Below are 23,424 nucleotides of genomic sequence, written 5' to 3' on the forward strand. Positions count from 1 at the left end.
GGATACGACACTCTCATAAAGAACAAAAACATTTCTGTTATCCCTTTATTAGTGGGTTCAATTAACAATTCTCTCCTATCATGATATTTTCTTGAAATAGTGATGCTTTTTTTTACGCTTAATGTGTTGATTATTGAGGTGATGCTGTTCTCACTGATGCCAAAATTATCATTGCATGTTTTTTTGGTGATGGATAAGGTTTCATCTTTTCCTATAAAGAAACCACGGCAAAGTAATGTTATTGCATCTAGTCTTTTTTGCTTTGTGGAATAGTTATAAAAAGACGGGTTGGAATTATAAGCCAATTCATTTGCAAGGCTGAATCTTTTAACTCTAAATTTAAATGTTGAGTGACCTTTAAGAATTTCTTTTTTTATAAGAGTCTTTTCAATATATGTGAGCATTTGACAACCATTAATTAAATTTAGTATGTAAGTTTAATTGGGGTTTTTGGTTTGTCAATTAATGAGTAATGCTGTTATTTATTTAAAGGAATTTATACCTCAGTTAGTGTAAGGATATTCGATGCTATTTTAATTAGATGTTTTGTGATATTTTCATTTGAAGCTACTATTCATTGCATGGGCAAGTTAAATAACTAAAAAAACTTACTAAATTTTTGTTGGTACAGTAGCTTACATTATACAGTTTAGAGCTGAATACACCTGTGATTATAAAGCCTATTGAATAAATGTTGGTCGATAGATATGAGGGTGATCATGTGAACTTCATTTAAGGAAAGCGAAAGTAGTGATAAATGGAGTCTCTATCGCGAACTATCAATTTCAAGTGAAAATGTCTGAAGATAACATTGTGAATCAATTTCATTGTTCTTTTGTTACGAGGTGTTTTTTATCTCGAAGTGGTTAATATTTACACAAACATTTTATTGATGTCACATTCAGAAAATACTGAATATGAATTGTACCCTTAGAATGGCTGATTGACGATAGATGCCGTGAATAAAGTCCGCTCGATGTAGTAGGGCTATTCTTATTGCCCATGAGGTTTGAACACTCTGCTTGTGGCCACGATTCTTACGCGCGCGTTAATCAACGACGGTTTATCCCACCACCCAGGCGCGTATGACCACGGCACCGGATCGAGATGTAACTGCTCATCGCGTTCGCTCAGTAGCAGGACCTTGGTACCAGGTGCGACGTTGAATCGGCCAATAGGTTCCGGGTCATATGCAATGTCGCGATCGGCTTCATCGGCAAGGTAGGCCAGGTATTCCTCACGGGTTTGGGCTTGTGCAAAGCGTCCACACATAGAAACCTCCAGTCAATCAGACTGAAAGTATAGGGCAGGGAGAAAAAGTAGCGCGCGCTAGTTAAGTCTTACAATCGGATCGGTGGTGATTATTCTGATGGTATGGGAAGGCGTAAAGCAGCGTGTTACGAAACTGGAAGGAGCTACGCAAAGTTGGAGATTTCGGATCGAAGCGATCCCGAAGTTCACTCGTCGCCCACTCGAAAAAGATGGCAACGGTTTGATCTTGAATGGATGTATTGGTAAGCATTGAAACCCGTTAAAAAAGGGTTTTTGATATGTAAGTGTTTGAATAAATTCAAAAAGGACTGGTTGAAGCGGAAACAGGAATCGTATTCGGTCTCTTTTTATCTGCTTGAAAATAAACGATAAAATCCGGTTTTCGTCTCAGCAGAAGGTTCACTTCCTGTGCGCCTGCTTCAAACATACCACAACCCGGCAGGCGTAAGTCCAGTCCTTTTTGGCTGTTTTGTTAAATTTTTGTTTGTATTTTGCCTGAGACGACTGCGGGATCAATGCGCGCATGTACGGAAGCCGCAATATCATCAAGTAACGCAAAGCGGCGACGGTATTCGGCGCGTTTTTTGCTGGCAATCTCCTCCAGTGCTTTACGCTCCATCTGGAGCGGCAACTGCCAGCAGAAGGGGGAGAGTTTCTTTCCGTTCAGGCCTTCCCAGAACTCGTCGTAGCTGGCGTGAAAATGACGGCCTTTGCTCAGACGGTAGCGCAGCGCGCGGAAAACATGGCCTTCATCGCTGACGGCAAAAATCGCGCTAATGTTCGAGCGTGAGGCAAGCTGGAAGATCACCTCCATCAGCACGCGTTTCGGGAAAAGCCCATGGCAGGCACGGGTAGCCTGCTTAATCACCTCCCGTGAAACATGACGACGTGGACCCTGAAGGCCGCCGATCACCAGCACCGTACGGCCGTTACTGCGTGCGACACAGAACGTCAGGCTGGCAAGCAGCGTATTGTCATTGTCGTGCAGCCAAAGCGTGCTTTCGCCTTCGCGTTCGGCCTTACCTGCGGACGAGGCGTGGACGGTATAGATTTCGCCGTTTTTTGCCTCGAACCGGACAACTGGCGCCTCTTGCGGGCTGGTCAGCGCGTGGGCGAGGGCGATGTTTTTCAGACTATCAATCCACTGATAGTGGCTGATGATAGCATCGGCCCGATCGTTTGAGTTCAGGCCGCGCATCAGATACTGGCGGTGAGTTTTGCTCGGCAAGGTAATTTGAGAGGTGAGCAGCCTGTCGAAATCATCGCGCCCGGACAGGGCCTCCAGCATGCGATGGGTGGAGGACCAGAATAAAAGCGAGCGTAGAAGAAACTTTAACCGGTAATCACGTTTGTGCCAGATTGGGCCGGGAACGCGTTTTCCTCTCACCAGTTCAGAAATAATATTTGTGCGATGCGGATAAAAAACATCGTTTTGCAGGTGTATGTTTGACACGTGAAAATCCCTCTTTTTATTCCGCTCTATTTTAAAGGCCAGGGAATAAGGGATTAATAGCGCAGCGATCTTTATTTCCGGCTGGTTTATGGTTTGTTTGGATTGGCAAAATCCAACGCCAGCTCATGACATTTTCTGTGGCAGCTATACTTCTTACAGGAGGCGTTATGTATCAGAAAATAGAGGGAGAACACTGGCGTCATGTCTGGGTTGTCAGCGATATTCATGGTTGCTATCAGTGGCTTATGGATGAGCTGAAACGACGGCATTTTAATCCTGATACGGATCTGCTGATCTCGGTGGGGGATATTATCGATCGCGGGCCTGACAGCGTAAAATGTTTACAGCTGATGCAGGAAAACTGGTTTTATGCGGTACGCGGTAATCACGAGCAAATGGCGTTAGATGCGCTTGAAAATAATGATTTTAGTCTCTGGTCGATAAATGGCGGTAACTGGTTTACCGGGCTTAAGGACGCTCAACAAAAACAGGCGAAGGGTTTACTCGATGCGTGTCGGGACTTACCGCACATTATTGAAATAACCTGCAAAAACGGTCTGAACGTGATTGCTCATGCGGATTATCCCTCCGCTGAATATGGCTGGCATAAGCCGGTGGATGTCCAGCGCGTGCTGTGGGATCGCGACCGGTTAATGGGCTTTATGGTGGGCAAAGGGCAGGGCATTAGCGGCGCGGATCACTTCTGGTTTGGACATACGCCTGTGGACAAACGCTACGATTTTAACAATCTGCACTACATTGATACGGGGGCAGTATTCGGGGGCTTTCTGACGCTGGCGCAGCTTCAGTAATAAATAACCCGCCTTCGGGCGGGTTCTCTTTGGGTCAGGCAAGACGCAAGACCCAGGCATCGGTTTTACTGTCGTAATGCTCACGGTACAGAACGGAATGTTCCCCATCTAGGATTGCCGGGACGCTGGTATCTGCATCCCAGGCGTCCAGCTGCATGCACAAATCCGGATCGGATTTGCAGGGAATACTTAACGTTCGTTCGCCTTGTGATTCGCCGCGCAATTCAGCGTCGTCGATTTCAAAAGCGCCAATGCGTACGCTGGTTTTCGTCATAATGCTCTCCGGTTTGTTGCCCAAAATCTGGTATGACCAGTGCAGTCACCCATTTTTGATCCTAGACAAGGAGAGCGAAATCGCCAGTAAAAAAATGCGCTTTTTTTCAGGCGCTGCGGTTGTTACCGGTAAACAGGCGGCCATCGCGTACCAGTTCGCGCGGATAGCTGTTTTTCAGCCGCGAGCCGACTTTTTTCGCCAGCCCCAGCGGATAGCCCTGATACGTCACGATGACTTCATCCTGTGACGGGCCGTCTTCCGGGTAAACGTCACGACCGCGATACCACTCTTCCGCTTCCTGATGCGTCAGGGCAAAGGTGTTCTCACTGCCGGCCAGCGCAATGACCGCTTCGTGCTGCCAGCGATAGCCTTTGTTGTGGATCTCCGCCAGGCGAATACCGAGGCGGGAGAAACGCACCTTACCAATCAGCGGTTCGATGTTGACCGGGAACAGCCACAGCTCTTTGTCACGCATCCAGAGGCGCAGGCTCTCATCCCAGTGCAGGCCGACTTTGCTCGCAGCCGCTTGCGCCTGTGCCGCCTCACGGCCTTTGACCGGCGTGAACGGGAAGTTGCCGACCTTAAACTTAGGGGCAGGCAAGGGATCGACGGCGCGGGTTTTACGCAGACGGGCAACAAAGAAGCCTTCGCAATCGTAAATCTGCGGGAAGACATGCAGGAAGCCTTCAGGGGTGGCCGCATGACTGGCCGAGTCGAAGAGGGTGTCCAGCGGCAGAAACTCGACGGCATCCGCATAGCGTTGCTTGAGCCACAGGCAGACGTCCTCGTTTTCATCGCGATTCAGCGTGCAGGTAGAGTAAACCAGCGTCCCGCCTGGGCGCAGGGCATGAAACGCGCTGTCGATCAGTTCGCGCTGTGTGGCGGCGATCTCCAGGTTGCTTTCAACGGACCAGTTTTTTAACGCATCAGGATCTTTACGCACCACGCCTTCGCCGGAGCAGGGCGCGTCGAGCAGGATGGCATCAAAGGCTTCCGGCAGGGCAGCGCCAAACACGCGACCATCGAAGTGCGTTAACGCGACGTTGTGGATCCCGCAGCGGCTGATATTGGCATGCAGGACTTTAACCCGGCTGGCGGAAAATTCGTTGGCGAGGATCGCGCCGCGGTTGTTCATCCGGGCGGCAATCTGCGTGGTTTTAGAGCCCGGCGCCGCCGCGACATCCATAACCCGCTCAGGCTGGTTCCCGTCGGCAAACAGCGCAGCAACCGGCAGCATGGAGCTGGCTTCCTGAATATAAAACAGCCCGCTCAGGTGCTCGGCGGTGCTGCCGAGCGGCAGGCTCTCCTCGTCATCCCGTTCGATCCAGAAACCCTCTTCACACCACGGCACTGGCGTTAATTGCCAGCCGTAGGGGGAGACGAGATCCAGAAACGCCCCGACGCTGATTTTCAGCGTATTGACGCGAATACTCCGGCGCAAAGGGCGCTGGCAGGCGGCAACGAAATCGTCGAAAGAGAGATGAGCTGGAAGCGCCTCGCGCATCTGTGCGAGGAATTGTTCGGGAAGAAATACGGAGTTTTGAGCCACGGGCACACCACAGGGAAACATTCAGGTGCGCAGTGTAACATAAAGGCTCCGGCGCGTTGACACCGGAGCCTGCGAGATTAACGCGGCAGCGCCGTTCCCCATTCGCGCCACTCTTTCGGTTCACTTTCCAGCAGCAGGAAGTGTTTACCTGCCTGCGCCTTAGGCGCCAGAGGCGTGCCAGGCGGCGTCGCGAAGGCAATGCCGCCGCGAATGAACTGATTAAAGGTCCCCGTTTTGACCACGCCACCGGTCAGGCCGAAGTCCAGCGAGTAGCCTGAAGCGAGCCAGAACACCGAGTTGTTGCGCACCAGATGCTGATAACGCTGGCTGATGCGCAGGCCGACCATCACGCGATCGGACAGATTACCCAGCGTCAGGCTTGTTACTGTCCCTACTTCAATGCCGCGGAACAGGACCGGCGTACCGATGCCCAGCGAACCGGCTTCCGGCACTTCAACCACAATGCTCAGACCGTCCAGATAACGGGAGTCGGTGATGGTGGCCTCCTGCAACTCAAATTCACGACGTGCGTTGCCGCGACCCGGTTCAACGTTAATGTACGGCTGAAGTATGGTATCGAGATGCTCAACCCCTGCGGCAGAAATTTGCGGCGTAACTACCGAGAAGCGCGAGCCTGCCCGGGCGAACGTCTGCACATATTCCGGATAAAGCACGGCGGTCGCCTGCACTTCATTGCGTGCGGTGATCAGCGTCAGCTTCTGGACCTGCCCGATATCAATGCCGAGATAGCGGATGGGCATGCCTTCTGCCAGTTTACCGGCATCAAAGGTGTGCAGGGTAATTTGCCCCCCGACCGCGCGCGCCGCGGTTTCGGACGGGAAGAGGATCCGCTTGTCACCTTTACGCATGTTGCCGCCGGCGCCGCTCAGGTTATCGAAGCTGATCGCACCGCGCAGGGCACGGGAGAGAGGCGATGCCTGTACGGTCAGCCCGCTGCCGTTGAGCTGCACTTTCGCGCCACCCTCAGCCCAGAACACGCTGTTTGGCGTGAGCAGCTTGCGGTACTCCGGCTTGATATGCAGTTCGATATCAAACGCGTCCGCACGAGGACGAACGGTGATCACTTCCCCCACCTCAAACTTACGGTAAAGCACGACGGAGCCTGCCTGGACATCCGGCAGCGTTTCAGCGCTTAAGGTCAGCGTGGTGGTTGGCAGGTCGCCGAGGCTGTTTTCAATGGCTTTGTCCAGATTGGCGAACAGCGGATAGCTTTCGCGCAGCGCACCTTTGCTGCCCGGCAGAATGCGGATCCCGCCGTTAACCCACTCACTGGCGCTGGCGCCGAGGAACTCAACCCCGTCCAGACCCACCTTCACGTCGACCCGACTGTTAACCACAAATTTACTGTCGCCGTGGACCAGGTTGCCGTACTGCGGATCGATGGCGGCGGAGAAGGAGACCCCTTTTTCCGACAGCTTACGTTCGAGGACCTGGCCCACCTGCACACCGTGCAGGATCAGCGGTTGCCCGGCTTCAATACCGTAGCTTTCCGGTGCATTCAGCGTAACCGTCAACACGCCCGGTTTTTGCAGCAGGGCTTTATCTGCCGGCGCGATAACAAAGTTTTTGTTCGGCGCACCTTCGCCGGGGATCAGCTCAAAGGTGCTTCCCGTCAGCAGAGAACTGATGCTGGCGTCGCTGAGGGAGAGCTTCGGATTACGCAGTTCAATGCGCGTTTTTTCCCGCAGGAGATCCACCACGCTCGGATCCACCGTCATTTCGCCGGTAACGGAACCGCCCGCATTGAGGGTTAATTTTGTCAGTTGCCCGACCTCTAAACCCTGGTACATCAGCGGGGTCGAACCGGCTTTCAGGCCTTTGGCATCCGGCAGGGTCAGCTTGACGATGACACCGCGCTGGCTGTGCGCCAGGTCGGCGTACAGGCCAAAGGTATCTTCTGCGGCGGCAGGGCTGGAGTTAGCTGGTGAGTCAAAGGCGATAGCGCCATTCACCAGCGCCGCCAGGCTCTCAAGCTTCACTTTCGCACCGCTTAAGCTCAGGTCGGCATCGACGCCTGAGACGTTCCAGAAGCGGCTGCCTTTTTTCACCAGGTTGGTAAAACGGCGCTCGATGAGTACATCAATAGTCACGCCATCTTTGTTCGGGTTAATGGCGTAGTCGTAAACGCGGCCTACCGGAATTTTGCGGAAATAGACCAGAGAACCACTGTTCAGCGAGCCCAAATCCGGCGCGCGGAGATGGATCATCAAATCGCCGTTATTCAGCCGATATTTCGGCTGGGTATCCAGCGCAACAAAGTGATCCTGTGGCTCACCTTTGCCGGGCATCATGCCGATATAGTTACCGCCCACAAGCGCATCCAGCCCGGAAACGCCGGCCAGGGAGGCTTTAGGCGTGACCAGCCAGAACTGCGTTTCGGCACGCAGGGCATCCTGCATGTCAGACTTAATGCTCGCCCGGACCTGGATTTTGTTCAGCCCTTTGTCAAGGGAGATATCCTGCACGGTACCCACTTCCACCCCCTGGAAGCGAACGGGGGTACGTCCGGCGACAATGCCGTCCGCAGACTGGAAATCAATCGTGATGGTACTTCCGCGATCTTCATAGCTCGTCCAGATAAGCCAGCCTGCGATCATCAGCGCGATAACAGGCAGCAACCAGAATGGCGAAATGCGGCGTTTTGTTTTAATTCTCGCTTCAGTCGGCGAAGCGGGCGTTTCCTGACTCATGTGCGTCCCAAAGTAAGCGGCTGTCCAGCCATTCCACTGCAAGAATAGTCAATATCACCGCAGAGCCGAAATAAAAAGCTGCGGGTCCCATGGTAAAAGCAAGTAACTGATCGCGATTGATGAGCGACATCATCAGCGAAATCACGAACAGATCCAACATCGACCAGCGACCAATCCAGGTCACAAATCGCAGAAGCAGGATGCGGGTGCGTAGTCCTTGTTCGCATTTAAAGTGAATGCTGATAAGCAGCGTAAACATCACCACCACTTTGGTAAAGGGCACCAGAATACTGGCGATGAAAACAATGGCGGCGACCCCCACGTTACTGTGCGCCAGAGAGATAATCCCCGAAAGGATAGTATCTTCCTGACGGGCGCCGTTCACATAAATTACGGAGATCGGCAGCATGTTGGCCGGGAACAAAAATACCAGGGAGGCGATTAGCGCCGCCCAGCACTTTTGCAGGCTGTTGTTGCGTCGCAATCTTAACGGAATGTGGCAGCGTGGGCACCTCCCGCGTTTATCCGGAAAACCGGTGTAATGGCAGCCCAGGCAGACGCGCAGGTTTTCATCAGGCCGGGTCGCGGGGCGCTGCGGGTAAAATCGCTCCCAAAGCTGTTCAACATTGAGATGAATCAGGGTCAAAATACTCAGCAGGACCAGTGAAATAAACGCGAAAAGGCCGATGCCGGGTTGTAAAAACGCATAATCCTGCACCTTGATGGAGGCCACGCCAATGCCTACCAGATAGATGTCCAGCATCACCCACTCCTTGAGCTTTTCCAGCATGAGCAGGACAGGGCGCAGGTTCATCCCCAGAATGTTGCCAAACCACAGGTAGGCAATTGCCGCGACCAGCACCAACGGCGCGCCGACGACGCAGAACAGCACCATGGCGGCCGTAAGCGGATCGCCCTGGCGCGTCATCTGCCAGATCCCCTGCAACACGTTAGCGTCAATACGCACGCCAAGCAGGTAGAGCTTTAACAGCGGCTCGGTCCAGGCGAAGGGCATCAGCAGCAGCATGGTGACCGCCATTGCTGCCAGGCGCGTCAATGACCAGTCCCGGCCATCGCGAATTTTGGCATCGCAGCAAGGACAAAAAGCACTTTGGTGCGATTTCATCTTCGGCAACATAAAAAGCGTATCGCACTGGGGACAACGCTGATAATGTGCACGGGGCAGAGCCTGGCTTACCGTACGGACAACGATCTTTCGTGTCGGCGTAATTTGGGGTGTTTTTAGGGCCATCAGTCGCACACAGATTAGTATTGTTGAAAGTTATAATAACTCATGAACGGATTCATCTTGAGCATGAGCGCATTTAATGCTTATTTTAATAGGCTATGCGGTAACTATGTAAGATAACTAAGTGATTGAATAATGAACAAAACAGAATTCTACGCGGATCTGAATCGCGATTTTAAGGCATTAATGGCAGGGGAAACCAGTTTCTTAGCCACTCTGGCAAATACCAGTGCGTTACTGTTCGAACGCCTTTCTGACGTGAACTGGGCGGGCTTTTATCTGCTGGAAGGCGACACGCTGGTGCTCGGGCCCTTCCAGGGGAAACTCGCCTGCGTACGCATCCCGGTAGGTCGTGGCGTGTGCGGTACCGCAGTGGCGACTCGTCAGGTTCAGCGTGTCGAAGATGTTCATGCGTTTGACGGCCACATTGCCTGCGATGCCAGCAGCAATTCTGAAATCGTACTGCCGCTGGTGGTTAAAAATCAGATTATTGGCGTTCTGGATATCGACAGCACGGTCTTCAGCCGCTTTACTGCCGAGGATGAGCAGGGGCTGCGCGCGCTGGCCGCAAACCTGGAAAATGTTCTGGCAGAGACCGATTATCATAAATTCTTTGCGAGCGTCGCAGGATAATCAACGGATAACGTAGCATTTACTGATAGCGTCATTATAATGTCGCCTGTTCATGCCTGCGCTTGTTGGCAACGTCCGTTGTAATCAGGAAATTTCATGGAAAATCAACCTAAGTTGAATAGCAGTAAAGAAGTTATCGCATTTCTGGCCGAGCGTTTCCCGCAGTGCTTCAGCGCTGAAGGTGAAGCGCGTCCTCTGAAAGTCGGTATCTTTCAGGATCTGGTCGCGCGCGTTGAGGGGGAGATGAACCTCAGCAAAACGCAGCTTCGTTCTGCCTTGCGCCTTTATACCTCGAGCTGGCGTTACCTGTACGGTATCAAGCCGGGTGCGACCCGTGTCGACCTTGACGGCAACCCGTGCGGTGAGCTGGACGAGCAGCACGTAGAACATGCGCGTAAGCAGCTTGAAGAAGCCAAAGCTCGCGTGCAGGCACAGCGTGCGGAACAGCAGGCGAAAAAACGCGAAGCCGCAGCGGCAAACGGTCAGGAAGACGCCCCTCGTCGCGAGCGTAAACCGCGCCCGGCACCGCGTCGTACTGAAAATAACGATCGCAAACCGCGTGCTGACAAACCAGCAGCTAAAGCCCCACGTGCGCCGCGCGAAGAGCCGCGCCACACCCCAGTTTCTGACATCAACGCACTGAGCGTAGGTCAGTCACTGAAGGTGAAAGCGGGTAACAACGCGATGGACGCCACCGTACTGGAAATCACCAAAGATGGCGTTCGTGTACAGCTGACTTCTGGTATGTCAATGATTGTACGCGCAGAACACTTGTTGTTCTGAAACGGAGGCCGAGCCTGGCATGAACACTTTTTTTAAGCTCACCGCGCTGGCTGGCCTGTTTGCTATAACAGGCCATGCTTTCGCTGTGGACGATATTACGCGTGTTGATCAAATTCCGGTTCTCAAGGAAGAGACTCAGCACGCGACGGTGAGTGAGCGCGTGACGTCGCGCTTTACTCGTTCGCACTATCGTCAGTTCGATCTCGATCAGGCCTTTTCGGCCAAAATCTTTGACCGTTATCTGAACTTGCTGGATTACAGCCATAACGTACTGCTGGCCAGCGATGTCGAACAGTTCGCTAAACGCAAATCCGAAGTGGGTGATGAGCTGCGCTCCGGAAAGCTCGATCTGTTCTACGATCTGTACAACTTATCGCAAAAGCGCCGTTTTGAGCGTTATCAATACGCGCTGAAAGTGCTGGAACGTCCGATGGACTTCACCGGCAACGACACCTTTAATCTGGACCGAAGCAAAGCGCCATGGCCGAAAGACGAGGCTGAACTGAATGCGCTGTGGGACGGAAAAGTCAAATATGACGAACTGAGCCTCAAGCTTACAGGCAAAGACGAGAAAGAGATCCGTGAGACGTTAAATCGTCGATACAAATTCGCTATTCGTCGTCTGGCGCAGACCAACAGTGAAGATGTTTTCTCGCTGGCGATGACCGCGTTTGCGCATGAAATTGATCCGCACACTAATTATCTCTCTCCACGTAACACCGAACAGTTCAATACCGAAATGAGCCTGTCTCTGGAAGGTATCGGTGCTGTGCTTCAGATGGACGATGACTACACCGTAATCAACTCCATGGTGGCCGGTGGCCCTGCGTCGAAAAGCAAAGCGATCAGCGTAGGCGACCGTATTGTCGGTGTGGGTCAAACCGGAAAGAGCATGGTGGACGTGATTGGCTGGCGTCTTGATGATGTTGTTGCGCTGATCAAAGGGCCGAAGGGCAGCAAAGTCCGCCTGGAGATCCTGCCAGCCGGTAAGGGGACTAAAACCCGTATCGTTACTCTCACCCGTGAGCGTATCCGTCTGGAAGATCGCGCGGTGAAAATGTCGGTGAAAACCGTGGGTAAAGAGAAGGTTGGCGTTCTGGATATCCCAGGTTTCTACGTCGGCCTGACCGATGATGTGAAAGTGCAGCTCCAGAAGCTTGAAAAGCAGAATGTCAGCAGCGTGATCATTGACCTGCGCAGCAACGGCGGCGGGGCATTGACCGAGGCCGTCTCGCTTTCCGGGCTGTTTATCCCGTCTGGCCCGGTGGTACAGGTGCGCGATAACAACGGTAAAGTGCGTGAAGATGCCGATACCGATGGTGTGGTCTACTATAAGGGTCCGCTGGTGGTGCTTGTCGATCGCTTCAGCGCCTCTGCATCGGAAATCTTCGCTGCTGCCATGCAGGATTACGGCCGGGCATTAATCGTCGGCGAACCGACGTTTGGCAAGGGCACCGTTCAGCAGTACCGCTCTCTGAACCGTATTTACGACCAGATGCTGCGCCCTGAGTGGCCTGCGCTGGGCTCAGTACAGTACACTATTCAGAAGTTTTACCGCGTCAACGGCGGCAGTACGCAGCGCAAAGGCGTGACGCCGGATATCATGATGCCGACAGGTACCGAAGAGACGGAAACGGGCGAGAAGTTTGAAGATAACGCGCTGCCGTGGGATAGCATTGATGCCGCGACATTCGTGAAATCGGGTGATATGAAACAGTTCGGACCGGAACTGCTGAAAAATCACAACGATCGCATCGGGAAGGATCCGGAATTCCAGTACATCATGAAGGACATCGCGCGTTTCAACGCTTTGAAAGCGAAACGGAACATTGTGTCTCTGAACTACGCCCAGCGTGAGAAAGAGAACAATGAAGATGACGCGACACGTCTGGCGCGTATCAACGATCGCTTCAAACGTGAAGGCAAGCCTCTGCTCAAAAAACTGGACGATCTGCCTAAGGATTACCAGGAGCCCGATCCGTATCTGGACGAGACGGTGCATATCGCGCTTGATCTCGCGAAGCTGGAAAAAGAGAAACCCGCTCTGCAACCTGCTCCGACAAAATAATCCCCCAACAGGCACAAGAAATTGTGCCTGTTTCTTTATGTACCTCCTCCTTCCGTCAGGCAGATTTCCAATTGTGTAAAGTTGTGTCTTTCTGGTGACTTACGCCGTCTGGATGCTTGAAAATAGCCGTAATACCCATACGATGTGGGTAATCGCATAGTGCGTTTTGTTAAACTGAGGTTAAAAGAATATTATGATGCGAATCGCGCTCTTCCTGCTCACCAACCTGGCGGTGATGGTGGTATTCGGGCTGGTGCTAAGCCTGACGGGAATTCAGTCGAGCAGCGTTCAGGGTCTGTTGATTATGGCGCTGCTGTTTGGTTTCGGTGGCTCTTTCATTTCACTGCTGATGTCCAGGTGGATGGCACTGAAATCCGTGGGCGGTGAAGTTATTGAGCAACCGCGTAACGATATGGAGCAGTGGCTGATGAGCACGGTTGCTCAGCAGTCAAAGCAGGCGGGCATTGCCATGCCGCAGGTAGCCATCTACCACGCGCCGGATATTAACGCGTTTGCTACCGGTGCGCGTCGTGACGCGTCCCTGGTGGCCGTCAGTACCGGCCTGCTGCAAAACATGAGCCGTGACGAAGCGGAAGCGGTTATTGCTCACGAGATCAGCCATATCGCCAATGGCGATATGGTCACCATGACCCTGATCCAGGGCGTGGTGAACACCTTCGTTATCTTTATTTCTCGTATTCTGGCACAGATTGCTGCCGGGTTTATGGGGGGCAACCGTGATGAGGGTGAAGAGAGCAACGGCAACCCGCTGATCTATTTTGCTGTTTCAATGGTGCTGGAGCTGGTGTTCGGTATCCTGGCAAGCATCATTACCATGTGGTTCTCCCGTCATCGTGAGTTCCACGCGGATGCCGGTTCCGCGAAACTGGTGGGTCGTGAAAAGATGATTGCTGCGCTGCAACGTCTTAAAACCAGCTACGAGCCGCAGGAAGCAAACAGCATGATGGCCTTCTGCATCAACGGCAAATCAAAGTCGCTGAGCGAGCTGTTTATGTCTCACCCGCCGCTGGATAAACGTATTGAAGCGCTGCGTAGCGGCGAATACCTGAAGTAACGTAATCGGGTTGAAAAGAACCGGGCTGGAGCCATTCTCCGCCCGGTTTTTTTATGCCTGCGCCTTTGGCTGGGTGACGCGAAGGCCGCTAATGACAGCCGCGAGGGTCGCCAGGGTCCCTGCGGTAATCAGCGCAACGTGTGTCGCATTCTGCCCGGAAAGGTTAAACATCAACGCCACCAGTGCGGCCCCGGTGCTTTGCCCTAACAGTCTTGCCGTGCCCAGCATCCCGCTGGCGCCACCGCTGCGATGACGTGGGGCAGAGGTGATAATCGTGTGGTTATTAGGGGACTGGAACAGACCAAAACCGGCCCCGCACAGGACCATGCGCCAGATAATATCCAGATCCCCCGGCGAGGCGGGCAGGAGCGCCAGCGAAAACAGTCCCACCGCCATGACAACCAGCCCAATCGCCCCCAGAAGCCCGGCATGGACGCGCTCAATAAGGTAACCGGCCAGCGGGGCCATCACCATGGTTGCCAGCGGCCAGGGCGTGAGCAGCAAGCCTGTCTCCACTTCTGAACGGCCAATCACGCTCTGCAAAAAGAACGGCAGTGCAACCAGCGCCAGCATCTGGGCGCAGAACGAGCAAATGGAGGTACAAATGGATAGCGAAAACAGCGGAATACGCAGCAAATCCACCGGCAGTAACGGCACGGGCAGCGCCAGCTGACGTCGTACAAAGAAAAAGCCGATGATAAGCATGGCAACGATTTCTGCGGCAATGAGCGACAGAGACTGTCCCTGCGCAAATCCGCTCAGCGCCGTAATTAGCAGGCCAAAAGTCAGCGCGTTCATCACGGCGCTGGGCAGATCGAAACGTGGCATGGTACTTTTCGGACCATTTTCCGGAAGATAGCGCAGGGCGAAGAAGATCGCCACAATGCCCAGCGGCACGTTAATGGCAAACAACCACTGCCACGAGGCAACGGACAGGATGGCGGCGGCAATCGTTGGGCCGGCGGCGGACGACACGGCCACAATAAAGGAGTTAATGCCCATGCCGCGCCCCAGGTGGCGTTGAGGATAAATAAGCCGTATCAGGGCCGTGTTCACGCTCATTAGCGCCGCGCCGCCAAAGCCCTGCGCGATACGCGCCAGCGTAAGGGTGTGTAGTGAATCTGAAAGGGCACAGAAGAGCGAGGTGAGGGTAAAGACCACCAGCCCGCACTGGTAAACCCGGCGATAACCAAACATATCGCCCAGGAAAGAGAGTGACAGAAGGGAAATCACAATCGCTATCTGGTACGCGTTCACAATCCAGATGGAGCTTGCCGGCGAAGCATTAAGGTCTTTGGCAATGGTAGGAAGAGCCACGTTGGCAATCGCACCGTCAAGGACAGCCATCGAAATACCGATGACAATAGTGGCAATTGCCCCGTACCGCTGCGGTAAGGGCAGGCCATCAGAAACGTTTTTTTGCATGGGGAAAGAATGACTCAGCGTGAAATTATTTTCAGAGTAACTATTTTAGCATCGTTATTTCGGTTTTATGTCGCAGATTTGTAACGAAGTAAACCCAGATAGATTGCAGCACGCATCACACGAATTTATAATAAAAACCGGTTCTGATTTTTATAAAACACTCTCCATGAGGTGATAAATGGCAATCGCAGATTTGGATAAGCAGCCAGATTCTGTTTCTTCCGTGCTGAAGGTGTTTGGCATCTTGCAGGCGCTCGGAGAAGAGCGTGAAATTGGTATTACAGAGTTGTCGCAGCGTGTGATGATGTCGAAAAGCACCGTTTATCGCTTTTTGCAGACGATGAAATCATTGGGTTATGTCGCGCAGGAAGGAGAATCAGAAAAATATTCTCTGACCCTGAAACTGTTTGAACTGGGCGCCCGCGCCTTGCAGAACGTGGATCTGATCCGCAGCGCTGACATTCAGATGCGTGAACTTTCACGACTGACGAAAGAGACAATTCACCTCGGTGCGCTGGATGAAGACAGCATTGTTTACATCCACAAAATTGACTCCATGTACAACCTGCGCATGTATTCACGCATTGGTCGTCGTAACCCGCTGTACAGCACCGCAATTGGTAAAGTACTGCTGGCCTGGCGCGATCGCGAAGAGGTGAAGCAAATCCTTGACGGGGTGGAGTACAAACGCAGCACCGACCGCACGATTACCAGTACGGAAGAACTGCTGAGCGTGCTGGATAAAGTGCGTGAACAGGGTTACGGGGAAGATAACGAAGAGCAGGAAGAGGGGCTGCGTTGCATCGGTGTGCCGGTGTTTGACCGCTTCGGCGTTGTCATTGCGGGCCTGAGCATTTCGTTCCCAACGCTGCGTTTCTCTGAAGAGCGTCTTCATGAATATGTGGCGATTCTGCATACCGCAGCGCGCAAAATTTCAGAGCAGATGGGCTATAACGATTATCCGTTCTGATCGACGCCACCAATAAAAACGCCGCACTTTTGCGGCGTTTCTGTAAGCGAAGTTCAGCGCTGATTAACCGTTATCAACCACAACAGATGATTTACGCAGCACAGGACAGTTGGTTAACCCGATGATCCCGCTGTCGGAATGGATGTACTGAGCCGTGCTTATCCCCTGGGCGGTAAGATATTTACACTGGATACCCAGACCCGCGGCATTTTCTTTGCTCCCCATTAATACGCCGTACCCACTTAATAACAGGCCGATCCAGACAATGGCCAGTACAATTACTGTACGAATAAGTAAACGCATCGTTGCCTCTTTTTTCTTTGTTGTCATAGAGTAAGCGTAACGGCTTTACGCAGTGAAACAAGTGCACGATTCCGAAAAGCGTCTGTTGAAGGTACAGTTAGCCCCTGTTTAAGATAACCGTGATAACCTGGCTGTATCAGGTCATAAGACGGAGTGTGGAGTGAAAAAAATACGCTGGGTAATTCTGATTATAGTGTTGATAGCATGCGTGGTGCTGTGGACGCAGACTATCAATGTGATGTGCGATCAGGATGTACAGTTCTTTAGCGGCATTTGTTCAATCAATAAGTTTATTCCCTGGTAGAGACCATTTTTACGCTGAGTGATGTCCTTACGCGGCGGCAGTGGTAAAATGGCGGTTTTTACTGAGGTGGTGAAATGGGTGAGTTACTGAATTCGGGGCTGCTGAGCATTGCATCCCTGGTAATGTCTTTGTTGGTGCTGGTCGTTGGGCTGGTGCTGTGGTTTTTCGTTAACCGCGCCAGCTCCCGCACAAACGAGCAGATTGAGCTGCTGGAAGCATTGCTCGATCAGCAGAAACGGCAGACTGCGCTGCTGCGTCGTTTGTGCGAAGCCAACGAGCCGGAGGAGAAAGCGTTACCGAAGGACGCTGTTGCTCAACAACAAGACGAGGAAGACTTCATTCGCCTGGTAGCTGAACGATAGTCTGCCCGGAGCGGGGAGGTGGCCTGACGTACGGCGTAAATCCCCTCCCTTATCAAATGCATCCCACAACTTCCCGGCATTTAATTAAGCAGCAGTTAACTCATGTTTTAGCACACTGAAAACTGGCGAATATTTATCCTTATTTAACAAATTCAGTTTCGTTGAATAAATAGTGTGCTTTATCTTTCCTGAAGTGTTTTATTTTTATCGAAACGTTTTGCTTGCCTTGTTTTGAGGCAGAGTCATAAAAATTTCATTATTTTGGTGCAGAATAACACTTATTAAATGGTGGTTTTTAATACAGTTAGCAAAATGTAATTAACATCGTATATTCCCTGACACATGTTGGTGCGTTGCAATGTTTTCAGCATAACTTTTCACAAAATGTTCTAACTCAGTCATTCCTTTAAAGAAATTCTGGGATTGGGATGGACGCTTTGAAATGATTGAGCTATGTTTAAAAAGTCTTTGATTACAGGGCGCGTCAACGCACCCTGCGGGCAGTGAGGTCAGGTGGCGCTTCATTTGACAATTCGCATAACTGTGCAGATTGTTATGGAGTAACGTCTGAATTTGTGCGGCGGATCGAGACACGTTTAAAAATGGCTTGCCATATTAAACGTTGTGTGTGATAACACGTTTTGGGTCAAACGAGGTACAGTTCTGTTTATGTGTGGCATTTTCAGTAAAGAAGTCCTGAGTAAACACGTTGTCGTTGAATACCGCTTCTCTGCCGAACCTTATATTAGTGCCTCAAGCAGTAATGTCTCAGTTTTATCTATGTCAAAGCCCGCGGGCTAAGAAAACACTCTAAGGAATTTTGCAAATGGCAAAGATTAAAGGTCAAGTTAAGTGGTTCAACGAGTCTAAAGGTTTTGGTTTCATTACTCCTGCTGACGGCAGCAAAGACGTGTTCGTACACTTCTCTGCAATCCAGGGTAACGGCTTCAAAACTCTGGCTGAAGGCCAGAACGTTGAGTTCGAAATTCAGGATGGCCAGAAAGGCCCAGCTGCGGTTAACGTAACTGCTATCTGATCGAATCACTGCTGACTGAAGCGCTCAGCGCTTCGATCTCAGACATAAGCCTCGCCGATGCGGGGCTTTTTTATTCGCTTATTTTTCAAAATATTACGTAATCCTCCTCTGTTATTATCTTGTTGCAAACCCGCGAGATTATTAGCATTGTTTTCCCGCCTTATTATCCGCTTTTCTCGTTAAATCAGGGCGTTGATTAACAGCCCTGGGGTTAAGGTGAAAAAAAAGACAATAACCACCACCGGAAATTTTACTCCGGCACGTTTTGCACTTCTGTGTCTCGCCATCTTTTGTAGCCTTGCGTTTCTGCTGGGCCGCGTAGCGTGGCTACAAATTATCAAACCGGATAATCTGGTGAAGCAGGAGGATATGCGCTCCCTGCGCGAAGTGGCGATAGACGCCCCGCGTGGGATGATTGTTGACCGTGAAGGGCGACCCCTTGCGGTGAGCGTACCCGTCCAGGCCGTCTGGGCCGATCCCAAAACAGTGCTGGAAAAAGGGGGGATCGGTTTTGACTCGCGCTGGCAGGCCCTGGCAGATGCCTTACACCTTTCTCTGAGCACGCTCGCATTGCGAATTAACAGTAACCCGCACGGGCGATTTATTTACCTGGCCCGTCAGGTTGATCCCGCCCAGGCAAAGTGGATCGATAAGCTACGTCTCCCCGGTATCAACCTTCGCGATGAGTCCCGCCGCTTTTATCCTGCCGGGCACGTGGCGGCGAACCTGATTGGCTTCACCAATATTGATGGTCAGGGCATTGAGGGCGTCGAGAAAAGCTTTAACACGCAGCTTACCGGGAAGGCAGGCGTGCGGCTGGTCAGGAAAGATCGCTACGGACATGTGGTGGAGAACCTTACGGAGGTGGCTCCCGTACCTGCACATAATATCCAGCTTAGTATCGATGAACGCCTGCAAACTATCACCGAAGACGCGCTGGATAATGCCGTGGCGTGGAACAAAGCCGAGTCAGGCGCGTCGGTGCTGATTAATATCCGGACGGGCGAAATTCTGGCGATGGCGAGCTTCCCCGACTTCAACCCCAACAACCGGGAAGGGGCAACGCTGGATGATTTTCGCAATCGCGCGATCAGCGACACCTTTGAACCTGGCTCGACCGTTAAGCCTCTGGTGCTGATGACGGCGCTACAGCAGGGGCTGGTACAGCCTGACAGCGTGATAGATACGCATCCCTACACCATTGATGGTCATCGTATTCGTGATGTGGGCTACTACCCCGAGCTGACGATGACCGGGATTTTGCAAAAATCTAGCGACACAGGCGTATCCCGTCTTTCGCTGGCGATGCCCGTGCAACGGTTACTGGATACCTATAAAAACTTTGGTTTTGGCGAGAGTACCGGGCTTGGTTTAACGGGAGAAAGCGCAGGTTTACTGCCGCAGCGAAAATTCTGGAGTCAGTTAGATCGGGCGACCTTTGCCTTTGGGTATGGCCTGATGGTAACCCCCCTCCAGCTGGCGCATGTGTATGCCACCATCGGCAGCTACGGCATTGAACGGCCTCTGTCCATCACCCGTATTGACCCGCCGGTGATTGGCAAGCGGGTGATGCCCGAGGAAATTGTTCACGAGGTGGAACATATGATGGAGAGCGTTGCGTTACCCGGCGGTGGCGGGATCAAAGCGGCGGTGCGTAACTATCGCGTGGCGATAAAAACCGGAACGGCCAAAAAAATCGATGAACACGGTAAGTATGTGGATAAATACGTCGCCTATACCGCAGGCGTTGCGCCTGCCAGCGATCCCCGTTTTGCGCTGGTGGTGGTGATCAACGATCCACAAAACGGTGCCTATTACGGCGGGGCCGTTTCCGCGCCCGTGTTCAGCGAAATTATGGGTAACGTCCTGCGCCTGGAAAACGTGAAGCCAGACGGGCTGCCGGCAGATTCTAACCATCTGATCGTGATGCGTCACCCAGCCGTTTATAACCCTGGCGAATAGCGGTACACTTCGCCTTTTGGTTTACGCCCTGGAGCTGTCATGTCTTTCAGTTGTCCCCTTTGCCACGCGCCGCTGACGTGCGCGGAGAAAACGTTTATCTGTCCACAGGGACATCAGTTTGACCGGGCGAAAGAGGGCTATGTAAATCTTCTGCCGGTACAGCACAAGCGCTCCCGGGACCCGGGTGACAGCGCGGAGATGATGCAGGCGCGCCGGGCGTTTCTCGATGCCGGGCACTATCAACCGCTCAGGGATGCCGTTGTCGCCTTACTCCGTCAATCTCTGACAGAAGGCGTATCCGCCATGCTGGATATCGGCTGCGGCGAAGGTTACTACACCGCCACGTTTGCTGACGTGGCGGCTGAGAAGGGTGCCGAAACTTTCGGGCTGGACGTGTCGAAAGTGGCTATCCGTGCGGCAGCTAAACGCTACTCAGCGGTAACGTTCTGCGTGGCCTCCAGCCACCGCCTGCCGTTTGAGGAAGCGAGTATGGACGCCGTGGTGCGTATCTATGCGCCGTGCAAGGCAGAGGAGCTGGCGCGCGTCGTTAAGCCTGGCGGCTGGGTTATCACCGTCACGCCAGGGCCGCGTCATCTGCTGGAGTTAAAAGGGCTGATCTATGATGAAGTTCACCTGCATGCGCCGCACTCTGAACAGCTGGCGGGCTTTGCGTTAAAGCAGGCGCAGTCGGTAGCGTATGAAATGACGTTGCAGGGAAGTGAAGCCGTGGCGTTACTGCAAATGACGCCGTTTGCATGGCGGGCAAAACCAGAGGTGTGGGAAACGCTGGCAGCGCAGACAGAATTTCGCTGCCAGACGGATTTCAGCATCCATTGCTGGCAGCGCGAAGGTTAACCCGCGAAGTGTGCCCAAAGGATTTGGGCACCAATCCCGATCAACACGATACCGCCCAGAATTTCGGCGCGTTTGCCTAACAGCGGGCCAATGAACCGACCCACCATCATCCCCAGCGTTGACATGATCAGCGTGGCGCAGCCAATCGCCAGCGCGGTGGCGATAATATTGACCTGCAAAAACGCCAGACCGACACCCACGGCCATTGCATCCAGGCTGGTTGCGATGGCGGTTGTCACCAGAAGCCAGAAGCCGTGGCGTTGCAGCGGCGCATCATCTTCATCGCCGTTACCACGAAAGCCTTCAATCACCATGCGTCCGCCGAGGAACACCAGCAGCACGAAAGCAATCCAGTGATTCCACTCCAGCACGAACTGGCTGGCGAGCATCCCCAGACCCCAGCCGATAAGCGGCGTCAGCGTTTCGATAGCACCAAATATGAGACCGGTACGCAGGGCGTCGGAAAATTTAGGTTTATGGAGGGTGGCACCTTTACCAATAGAGGCGGCAAATGCGTCCATGGACATGCCAAAAGCCAGAAGGATCGTAGCGGAGATATTCATAAGAGCGTCCAGACCGGGGATATCCATATGACACATCACTGCCCCCAGTAAACAGCAGTTGATGTATCTATGGTCTCGCCTGATCGCTTTTGGCACAGTAAGTGTGCTGAAAACGATCCGTACGCGCCACGTTTTTCAACGAGTATGTTGACACGTACATTTCCCGCAGGCAGGAAATCGGCTACTCCCCAACGACGGGCGCAACCTTAACATATTTTGAGAATATAAAACAACAACGAAGATGGCTTTATATAGCCACTATATTGATAACGATTTTCATTTAGATTTATGCGTGAAAATATCGTTAACAAATATAAGGCAATTAACAGAGGAGATATAGCATCGGCTATATTGCTGGTTTAAGAATAATGCAATATATAGCCGATGCTATAATATTAACTCATTGAGTTTTAACGAGTAATTTGTAGATCTTTTCCAGGTCATCAATATTTTTGACCCGGATGAGCAGGCGGCGTTGTTCTAATTGCATCACCAGAACCCCGTCTTCGGATAAATTCATCTCTTTAATACGGTTATATTCTATCCAGACATTGGCGAAGAAGAATCCGTGTTTTTTAAAAATGAGTTTTGGCGAGCGGATCCAGAACAGGTAAATCGCCATTAATGCCAGCGCACATAATAACCATGTGGTTAATATTGCGCCGTGGCTGGTCACATTATTGTAAATCAGGATGACTACCAGACCGGCGAAGATAAACGCATCAATGCGTCCACGGCGTAAGAGGGGAAGGGTCAGCAGCGTCTCGCCGTGGCGGCGAGGCATAATGAACTCGTCATAGATCGCGTAAGCCAGAAGGGCAACAATAAATAAAACCAGTACGGTGTCCGTGACAGTCATTCATCCTCCAGATAAAAAGACCGGGGGCAAGCCCCCGGTCGGTAACGCATTTTATTACAGACCCAGCAGGCCGACGGCGTAGCCCGCGATACCGATGACGAAGAAGCCAACGATGATCCACAGCGGGTTCACTTTCTTACGCAGCAGCCACATACAGGCGAAGGTTAACAGCAGCGGTACCAGGCCCGGCATCAGCTGGTCCAGAATCGTCTGCACGGTGGTAACGCGCGTCTGACCATCCTGACCAGTGATCGTCGATACCACCAGCGGGATGTTCACGTGCGTCCACTTGTTAACCAGCGCCCCCATTACAAACAGGCCGAGGATTGACGCCCCCTCAGTCAGTTTTTGCAGGAAGCCGCCGCCCATATCCTTAACGATATCCACCCCTTTACGATAACCGTACGCCACGCCGTAGTAACGGGTCAGCAGACGCACCGCGTTGAACAGGATGAAGAACAGCAGAGGACCGAGCAGGCTGCCGCTCATGGCGATCCCGGCGCCCAGCGCCGCAAAGACCGGCCGCACGGTACCCCAGAAGATCGGGTCGCCCACGCCTGCCAGCGGCCCCATCAGACCAACTTTGATACCGTTGATGGCACCATCGTCGATCTCAGCCCCGTTCGCACGCTGCTCTTCCATTGCCAGCGTCACGCCCAGAACCGGCGCCGCAACATAAGGATGGGTGTTGAAGAATTCCAGGTGACGCTTAATTGCCTGACGGCGTGCTTCGTTGTTTTCCGGATACAGGCGTTTGATGGCCGGCACCATGGAGAAGCAGAAGCCGAGCGCCTGCATACGTTCGAAGTTCCATGAACCCTGAAACAGGTTAGAACGGATGAACACGCCACGAATATCACCCGGAGTGAGTTTTTTCTCAGTGGTAGTTTTTGTCATATCAACCAT

General features: G+C 52.5%; 22 protein-coding genes, 2 pseudogenes and 1 riboswitch. Of the genes and pseudogenes, 12 read left to right on the plus strand and 12 right to left on the minus strand.

Translation table 11 applies throughout. From position 1 onward, the window contains the following. The 3 genes and pseudogenes from IPZ49_RS18995 to IPZ49_RS19005 all read right to left on the minus strand — a co-directional run. Positions 1–404 (minus strand): hypothetical protein (locus tag IPZ49_RS18995; protein WP_193762863.1); only part of this gene is annotated, 404 nt, incomplete at its 3' end. A gap of 592 nt (positions 405–996) precedes the next feature. Then, positions 997–1,272, minus strand: a pseudogene (locus IPZ49_RS19000) (SOS response-associated peptidase family protein); the annotation flags it as partial. Positions 1,273–1,744: 472 nt separating this feature from the next. Continuing rightward, on the minus strand, positions 1,745–2,725 hold the full coding sequence (locus tag IPZ49_RS19005) for a VirK/YbjX family protein (RefSeq protein WP_033486806.1): 981 nt from the start codon (positions 2,723–2,725) through the stop codon (positions 1,745–1,747). 167 nt (positions 2,726–2,892) lie between these two features. On the opposite strand from IPZ49_RS19005, the gene pphA reads away from it, so the two are divergent. Beyond that, a complete protein-coding gene (gene pphA, locus IPZ49_RS19010; protein ID WP_033486807.1) occupies positions 2,893–3,537 on the plus strand; it encodes a protein-serine/threonine phosphatase in 645 nt (214 codons plus the stop codon). Between the two features lie 34 nt (positions 3,538–3,571). On the opposite strand, the gene IPZ49_RS19015 is transcribed toward pphA, so the two are convergent. The 4 genes from IPZ49_RS19015 to yebS all read right to left on the minus strand — a co-directional run bounded on the left by IPZ49_RS19015 (position 3,572) and on the right by yebS (position 9,323). Further along, positions 3,572–3,811 (minus strand): YebV family protein, encoded by a 240-nt coding sequence (locus tag IPZ49_RS19015; RefSeq protein ID WP_003859885.1) that lies wholly within the window; start codon positions 3,809–3,811, stop codon positions 3,572–3,574. A 106-nt stretch (positions 3,812–3,917) separates the two neighbouring features. Next, positions 3,918–5,381, minus strand: a complete 1,464-nt coding sequence (gene rsmF / locus IPZ49_RS19020; protein ID WP_017693253.1) for a 16S rRNA (cytosine(1407)-C(5))-methyltransferase RsmF — start codon at positions 5,379–5,381, stop codon at positions 3,918–3,920. Between the two features lie 56 nt (positions 5,382–5,437). Next, positions 5,438–8,071, minus strand: coding sequence for a PqiB family protein (locus IPZ49_RS19025; RefSeq protein ID WP_033486808.1), 2,634 nt, complete (start codon positions 8,069–8,071; stop codon positions 5,438–5,440). Further along, a complete protein-coding gene (gene yebS / locus IPZ49_RS19030; RefSeq protein WP_020480541.1) occupies positions 8,040–9,323 on the minus strand; it encodes a membrane integrity lipid transport subunit YebS in 1,284 nt (427 codons plus the stop codon). Before yebS ends, IPZ49_RS19025 begins: the two co-directional genes overlap by 32 nt. A 132-nt stretch (positions 9,324–9,455) precedes the next feature. Here yebS and IPZ49_RS19035 point away from each other — a divergent pair, with 132 nt between their 5' ends. The 4 genes from IPZ49_RS19035 to htpX all read left to right on the plus strand — a co-directional run bounded on the left by IPZ49_RS19035 (position 9,456) and on the right by htpX (position 13,879). Next, positions 9,456–9,953, plus strand: a complete 498-nt coding sequence (locus IPZ49_RS19035) for a GAF domain-containing protein (protein WP_006811006.1) — start codon at positions 9,456–9,458, stop codon at positions 9,951–9,953. A 96-nt stretch (positions 9,954–10,049) separates the two neighbouring features. Continuing rightward, positions 10,050–10,736 (plus strand): RNA chaperone ProQ, encoded by a 687-nt coding sequence (proQ, locus tag IPZ49_RS19040; RefSeq protein ID WP_003859895.1) that lies wholly within the window; start codon positions 10,050–10,052, stop codon positions 10,734–10,736. 19 nt (positions 10,737–10,755) lie between these two features. Next, complete coding sequence (prc, locus tag IPZ49_RS19045) at positions 10,756–12,804, plus strand: carboxy terminal-processing peptidase (RefSeq protein ID WP_015570296.1); 2,049 nt, start codon at positions 10,756–10,758, stop codon at positions 12,802–12,804. A 193-nt stretch (positions 12,805–12,997) separates the two neighbouring features. After that, on the plus strand, positions 12,998–13,879 hold the full coding sequence (gene htpX / locus IPZ49_RS19050) for a protease HtpX (RefSeq protein ID WP_015570297.1): 882 nt from the start codon (positions 12,998–13,000) through the stop codon (positions 13,877–13,879). A gap of 51 nt (positions 13,880–13,930) precedes the next feature. Here htpX and IPZ49_RS19055 read toward each other — a convergent pair whose 3' ends face one another. Continuing rightward, a complete protein-coding gene (locus IPZ49_RS19055) occupies positions 13,931–15,304 on the minus strand; it encodes an MFS transporter (RefSeq protein ID WP_058688643.1) in 1,374 nt (457 codons plus the stop codon). Between the two features lie 178 nt (positions 15,305–15,482). Here IPZ49_RS19055 and kdgR point away from each other — a divergent pair, with 178 nt between their 5' ends. After that, complete coding sequence (kdgR, locus tag IPZ49_RS19060) at positions 15,483–16,274, plus strand: DNA-binding transcriptional regulator KdgR (protein ID WP_015570299.1); 792 nt, start codon at positions 15,483–15,485, stop codon at positions 16,272–16,274. A gap of 63 nt (positions 16,275–16,337) precedes the next feature. Here kdgR and IPZ49_RS19065 read toward each other — a convergent pair whose 3' ends face one another. Beyond that, positions 16,338–16,577 carry a YobH family protein gene (locus IPZ49_RS19065; RefSeq protein ID WP_017384332.1) on the minus strand — a complete coding sequence of 80 codons (240 nt, stop codon included), beginning with the start codon at positions 16,575–16,577 and terminating at the stop codon, positions 16,338–16,340. Between the two features lie 160 nt (positions 16,578–16,737). On the opposite strand from IPZ49_RS19065, the gene mgrB reads away from it, so the two are divergent. From mgrB to rlmA, 6 genes and pseudogenes are all read left to right on the plus strand, one after another. Then, positions 16,738–16,881 (plus strand): PhoP/PhoQ regulator MgrB, encoded by a 144-nt coding sequence (mgrB, locus tag IPZ49_RS19070; RefSeq protein WP_003859906.1) that lies wholly within the window; start codon positions 16,738–16,740, stop codon positions 16,879–16,881. 74 nt (positions 16,882–16,955) lie between these two features. Next, the gene (locus IPZ49_RS19075) at positions 16,956–17,243 is read left to right on the plus strand and encodes a YebO family protein (protein ID WP_058688644.1); all 288 of its coding nucleotides are present in this window, start codon (positions 16,956–16,958) and stop codon (positions 17,241–17,243) included. A 669-nt stretch (positions 17,244–17,912) separates the two neighbouring features. Continuing rightward, positions 17,913–18,057 (plus strand): annotated as a pseudogene (locus IPZ49_RS19080) (DUF2627 domain-containing protein). Between the two features lie 12 nt (positions 18,058–18,069). After that, entirely contained in the window at positions 18,070–18,279 is a 210-nt protein-coding gene (gene cspE, locus IPZ49_RS19085) for a transcription antiterminator/RNA stability regulator CspE (RefSeq protein WP_001062678.1), read from the plus strand. Between the two features lie 216 nt (positions 18,280–18,495). Then, positions 18,496–20,241 (plus strand): peptidoglycan glycosyltransferase FtsI, encoded by a 1,746-nt coding sequence (ftsI, locus tag IPZ49_RS19090; RefSeq protein WP_058688645.1) that lies wholly within the window; start codon positions 18,496–18,498, stop codon positions 20,239–20,241. Between the two features lie 39 nt (positions 20,242–20,280). Next, positions 20,281–21,096, plus strand: coding sequence for a 23S rRNA (guanine(745)-N(1))-methyltransferase (rlmA, locus tag IPZ49_RS19095; RefSeq protein ID WP_048974190.1), 816 nt, complete (start codon positions 20,281–20,283; stop codon positions 21,094–21,096). On the opposite strand, the gene mntP is transcribed toward rlmA, so the two are convergent. The 3 genes from mntP to IPZ49_RS19110 form a co-directional block, all read right to left on the minus strand. Beyond that, positions 21,093–21,659 (minus strand): manganese efflux pump MntP, encoded by a 567-nt coding sequence (mntP, locus tag IPZ49_RS19100; protein ID WP_023296797.1) that lies wholly within the window; start codon positions 21,657–21,659, stop codon positions 21,093–21,095. The two genes, rlmA and mntP, sit on opposite strands and share 4 nt — an antisense overlap. 1 nt (position 21,660) lies before the next feature. Continuing rightward, positions 21,661–21,861, minus strand: a riboswitch (yybP-ykoY riboswitch). A gap of 198 nt (positions 21,862–22,059) precedes the next feature. Then, positions 22,060–22,518, minus strand: a complete 459-nt coding sequence (locus tag IPZ49_RS19105; RefSeq protein WP_015570303.1) for a DUF986 family protein — start codon at positions 22,516–22,518, stop codon at positions 22,060–22,062. 54 nt (positions 22,519–22,572) lie between these two features. Next, entirely contained in the window at positions 22,573–23,424 is an 852-nt protein-coding gene (locus tag IPZ49_RS19110) for a PTS mannose transporter subunit IID (RefSeq protein WP_006810994.1), read from the minus strand.

Origin of the sequence: Enterobacter cloacae complex sp. S2, from assembly GCF_015159675.1 — a bacterium.
In the GTDB taxonomy this organism is placed as follows: domain Bacteria; phylum Pseudomonadota; class Gammaproteobacteria; order Enterobacterales; family Enterobacteriaceae; genus Enterobacter; species Enterobacter intestinihominis.

Bases quoted from the DNA above. Each gene is read 5' to 3' on its own strand.
- pphA (WP_033486807.1), top strand. From the start codon at position 2,893: ATGTATCAGAAAATAGAGGGAGAACACTGGCGTCATGTCTGGGTTGTC.
- IPZ49_RS19015 (WP_003859885.1), bottom strand. From the start codon at position 3,811: ATGACGAAAACCAGCGTACGCATTGGCGCTTTTGAAATCGACGACGCT.
- rsmF (WP_017693253.1), bottom strand. From the start codon at position 5,381: ATGTTTCCCTGTGGTGTGCCCGTGGCTCAAAACTCCGTATTTCTTCCC.
- IPZ49_RS19025 (WP_033486808.1), bottom strand. From the start codon at position 8,071: ATGAGTCAGGAAACGCCCGCTTCGCCGACTGAAGCGAGAATTAAAACA.
- yebS (WP_020480541.1), bottom strand. From the start codon at position 9,323: ATGGCCCTAAAAACACCCCAAATTACGCCGACACGAAAGATCGTTGTC.
- IPZ49_RS19035 (WP_006811006.1), top strand. From the start codon at position 9,456: ATGAACAAAACAGAATTCTACGCGGATCTGAATCGCGATTTTAAGGCA.
- proQ (WP_003859895.1), top strand. From the start codon at position 10,050: ATGGAAAATCAACCTAAGTTGAATAGCAGTAAAGAAGTTATCGCATTT.
- prc (WP_015570296.1), top strand. From the start codon at position 10,756: ATGAACACTTTTTTTAAGCTCACCGCGCTGGCTGGCCTGTTTGCTATA.
- htpX (WP_015570297.1), top strand. From the start codon at position 12,998: ATGATGCGAATCGCGCTCTTCCTGCTCACCAACCTGGCGGTGATGGTG.
- IPZ49_RS19055 (WP_058688643.1), bottom strand. From the start codon at position 15,304: ATGCAAAAAAACGTTTCTGATGGCCTGCCCTTACCGCAGCGGTACGGG.
- kdgR (WP_015570299.1), top strand. From the start codon at position 15,483: ATGGCAATCGCAGATTTGGATAAGCAGCCAGATTCTGTTTCTTCCGTG.
- IPZ49_RS19065 (WP_017384332.1), bottom strand. From the start codon at position 16,577: ATGCGTTTACTTATTCGTACAGTAATTGTACTGGCCATTGTCTGGATC.
- IPZ49_RS19075 (WP_058688644.1), top strand. From the start codon at position 16,956: ATGGGTGAGTTACTGAATTCGGGGCTGCTGAGCATTGCATCCCTGGTA.
- cspE (WP_001062678.1), top strand. From the start codon at position 18,070: ATGGCAAAGATTAAAGGTCAAGTTAAGTGGTTCAACGAGTCTAAAGGT.
- rlmA (WP_048974190.1), top strand. From the start codon at position 20,281: ATGTCTTTCAGTTGTCCCCTTTGCCACGCGCCGCTGACGTGCGCGGAG.
- mntP (WP_023296797.1), bottom strand. From the start codon at position 21,659: ATGAATATCTCCGCTACGATCCTTCTGGCTTTTGGCATGTCCATGGAC.
- IPZ49_RS19105 (WP_015570303.1), bottom strand. From the start codon at position 22,518: ATGACTGTCACGGACACCGTACTGGTTTTATTTATTGTTGCCCTTCTG.
- IPZ49_RS19110 (WP_006810994.1), bottom strand. From the start codon at position 23,424: ATGGTTGATATGACAAAAACTACCACTGAGAAAAAACTCACTCCGGGT.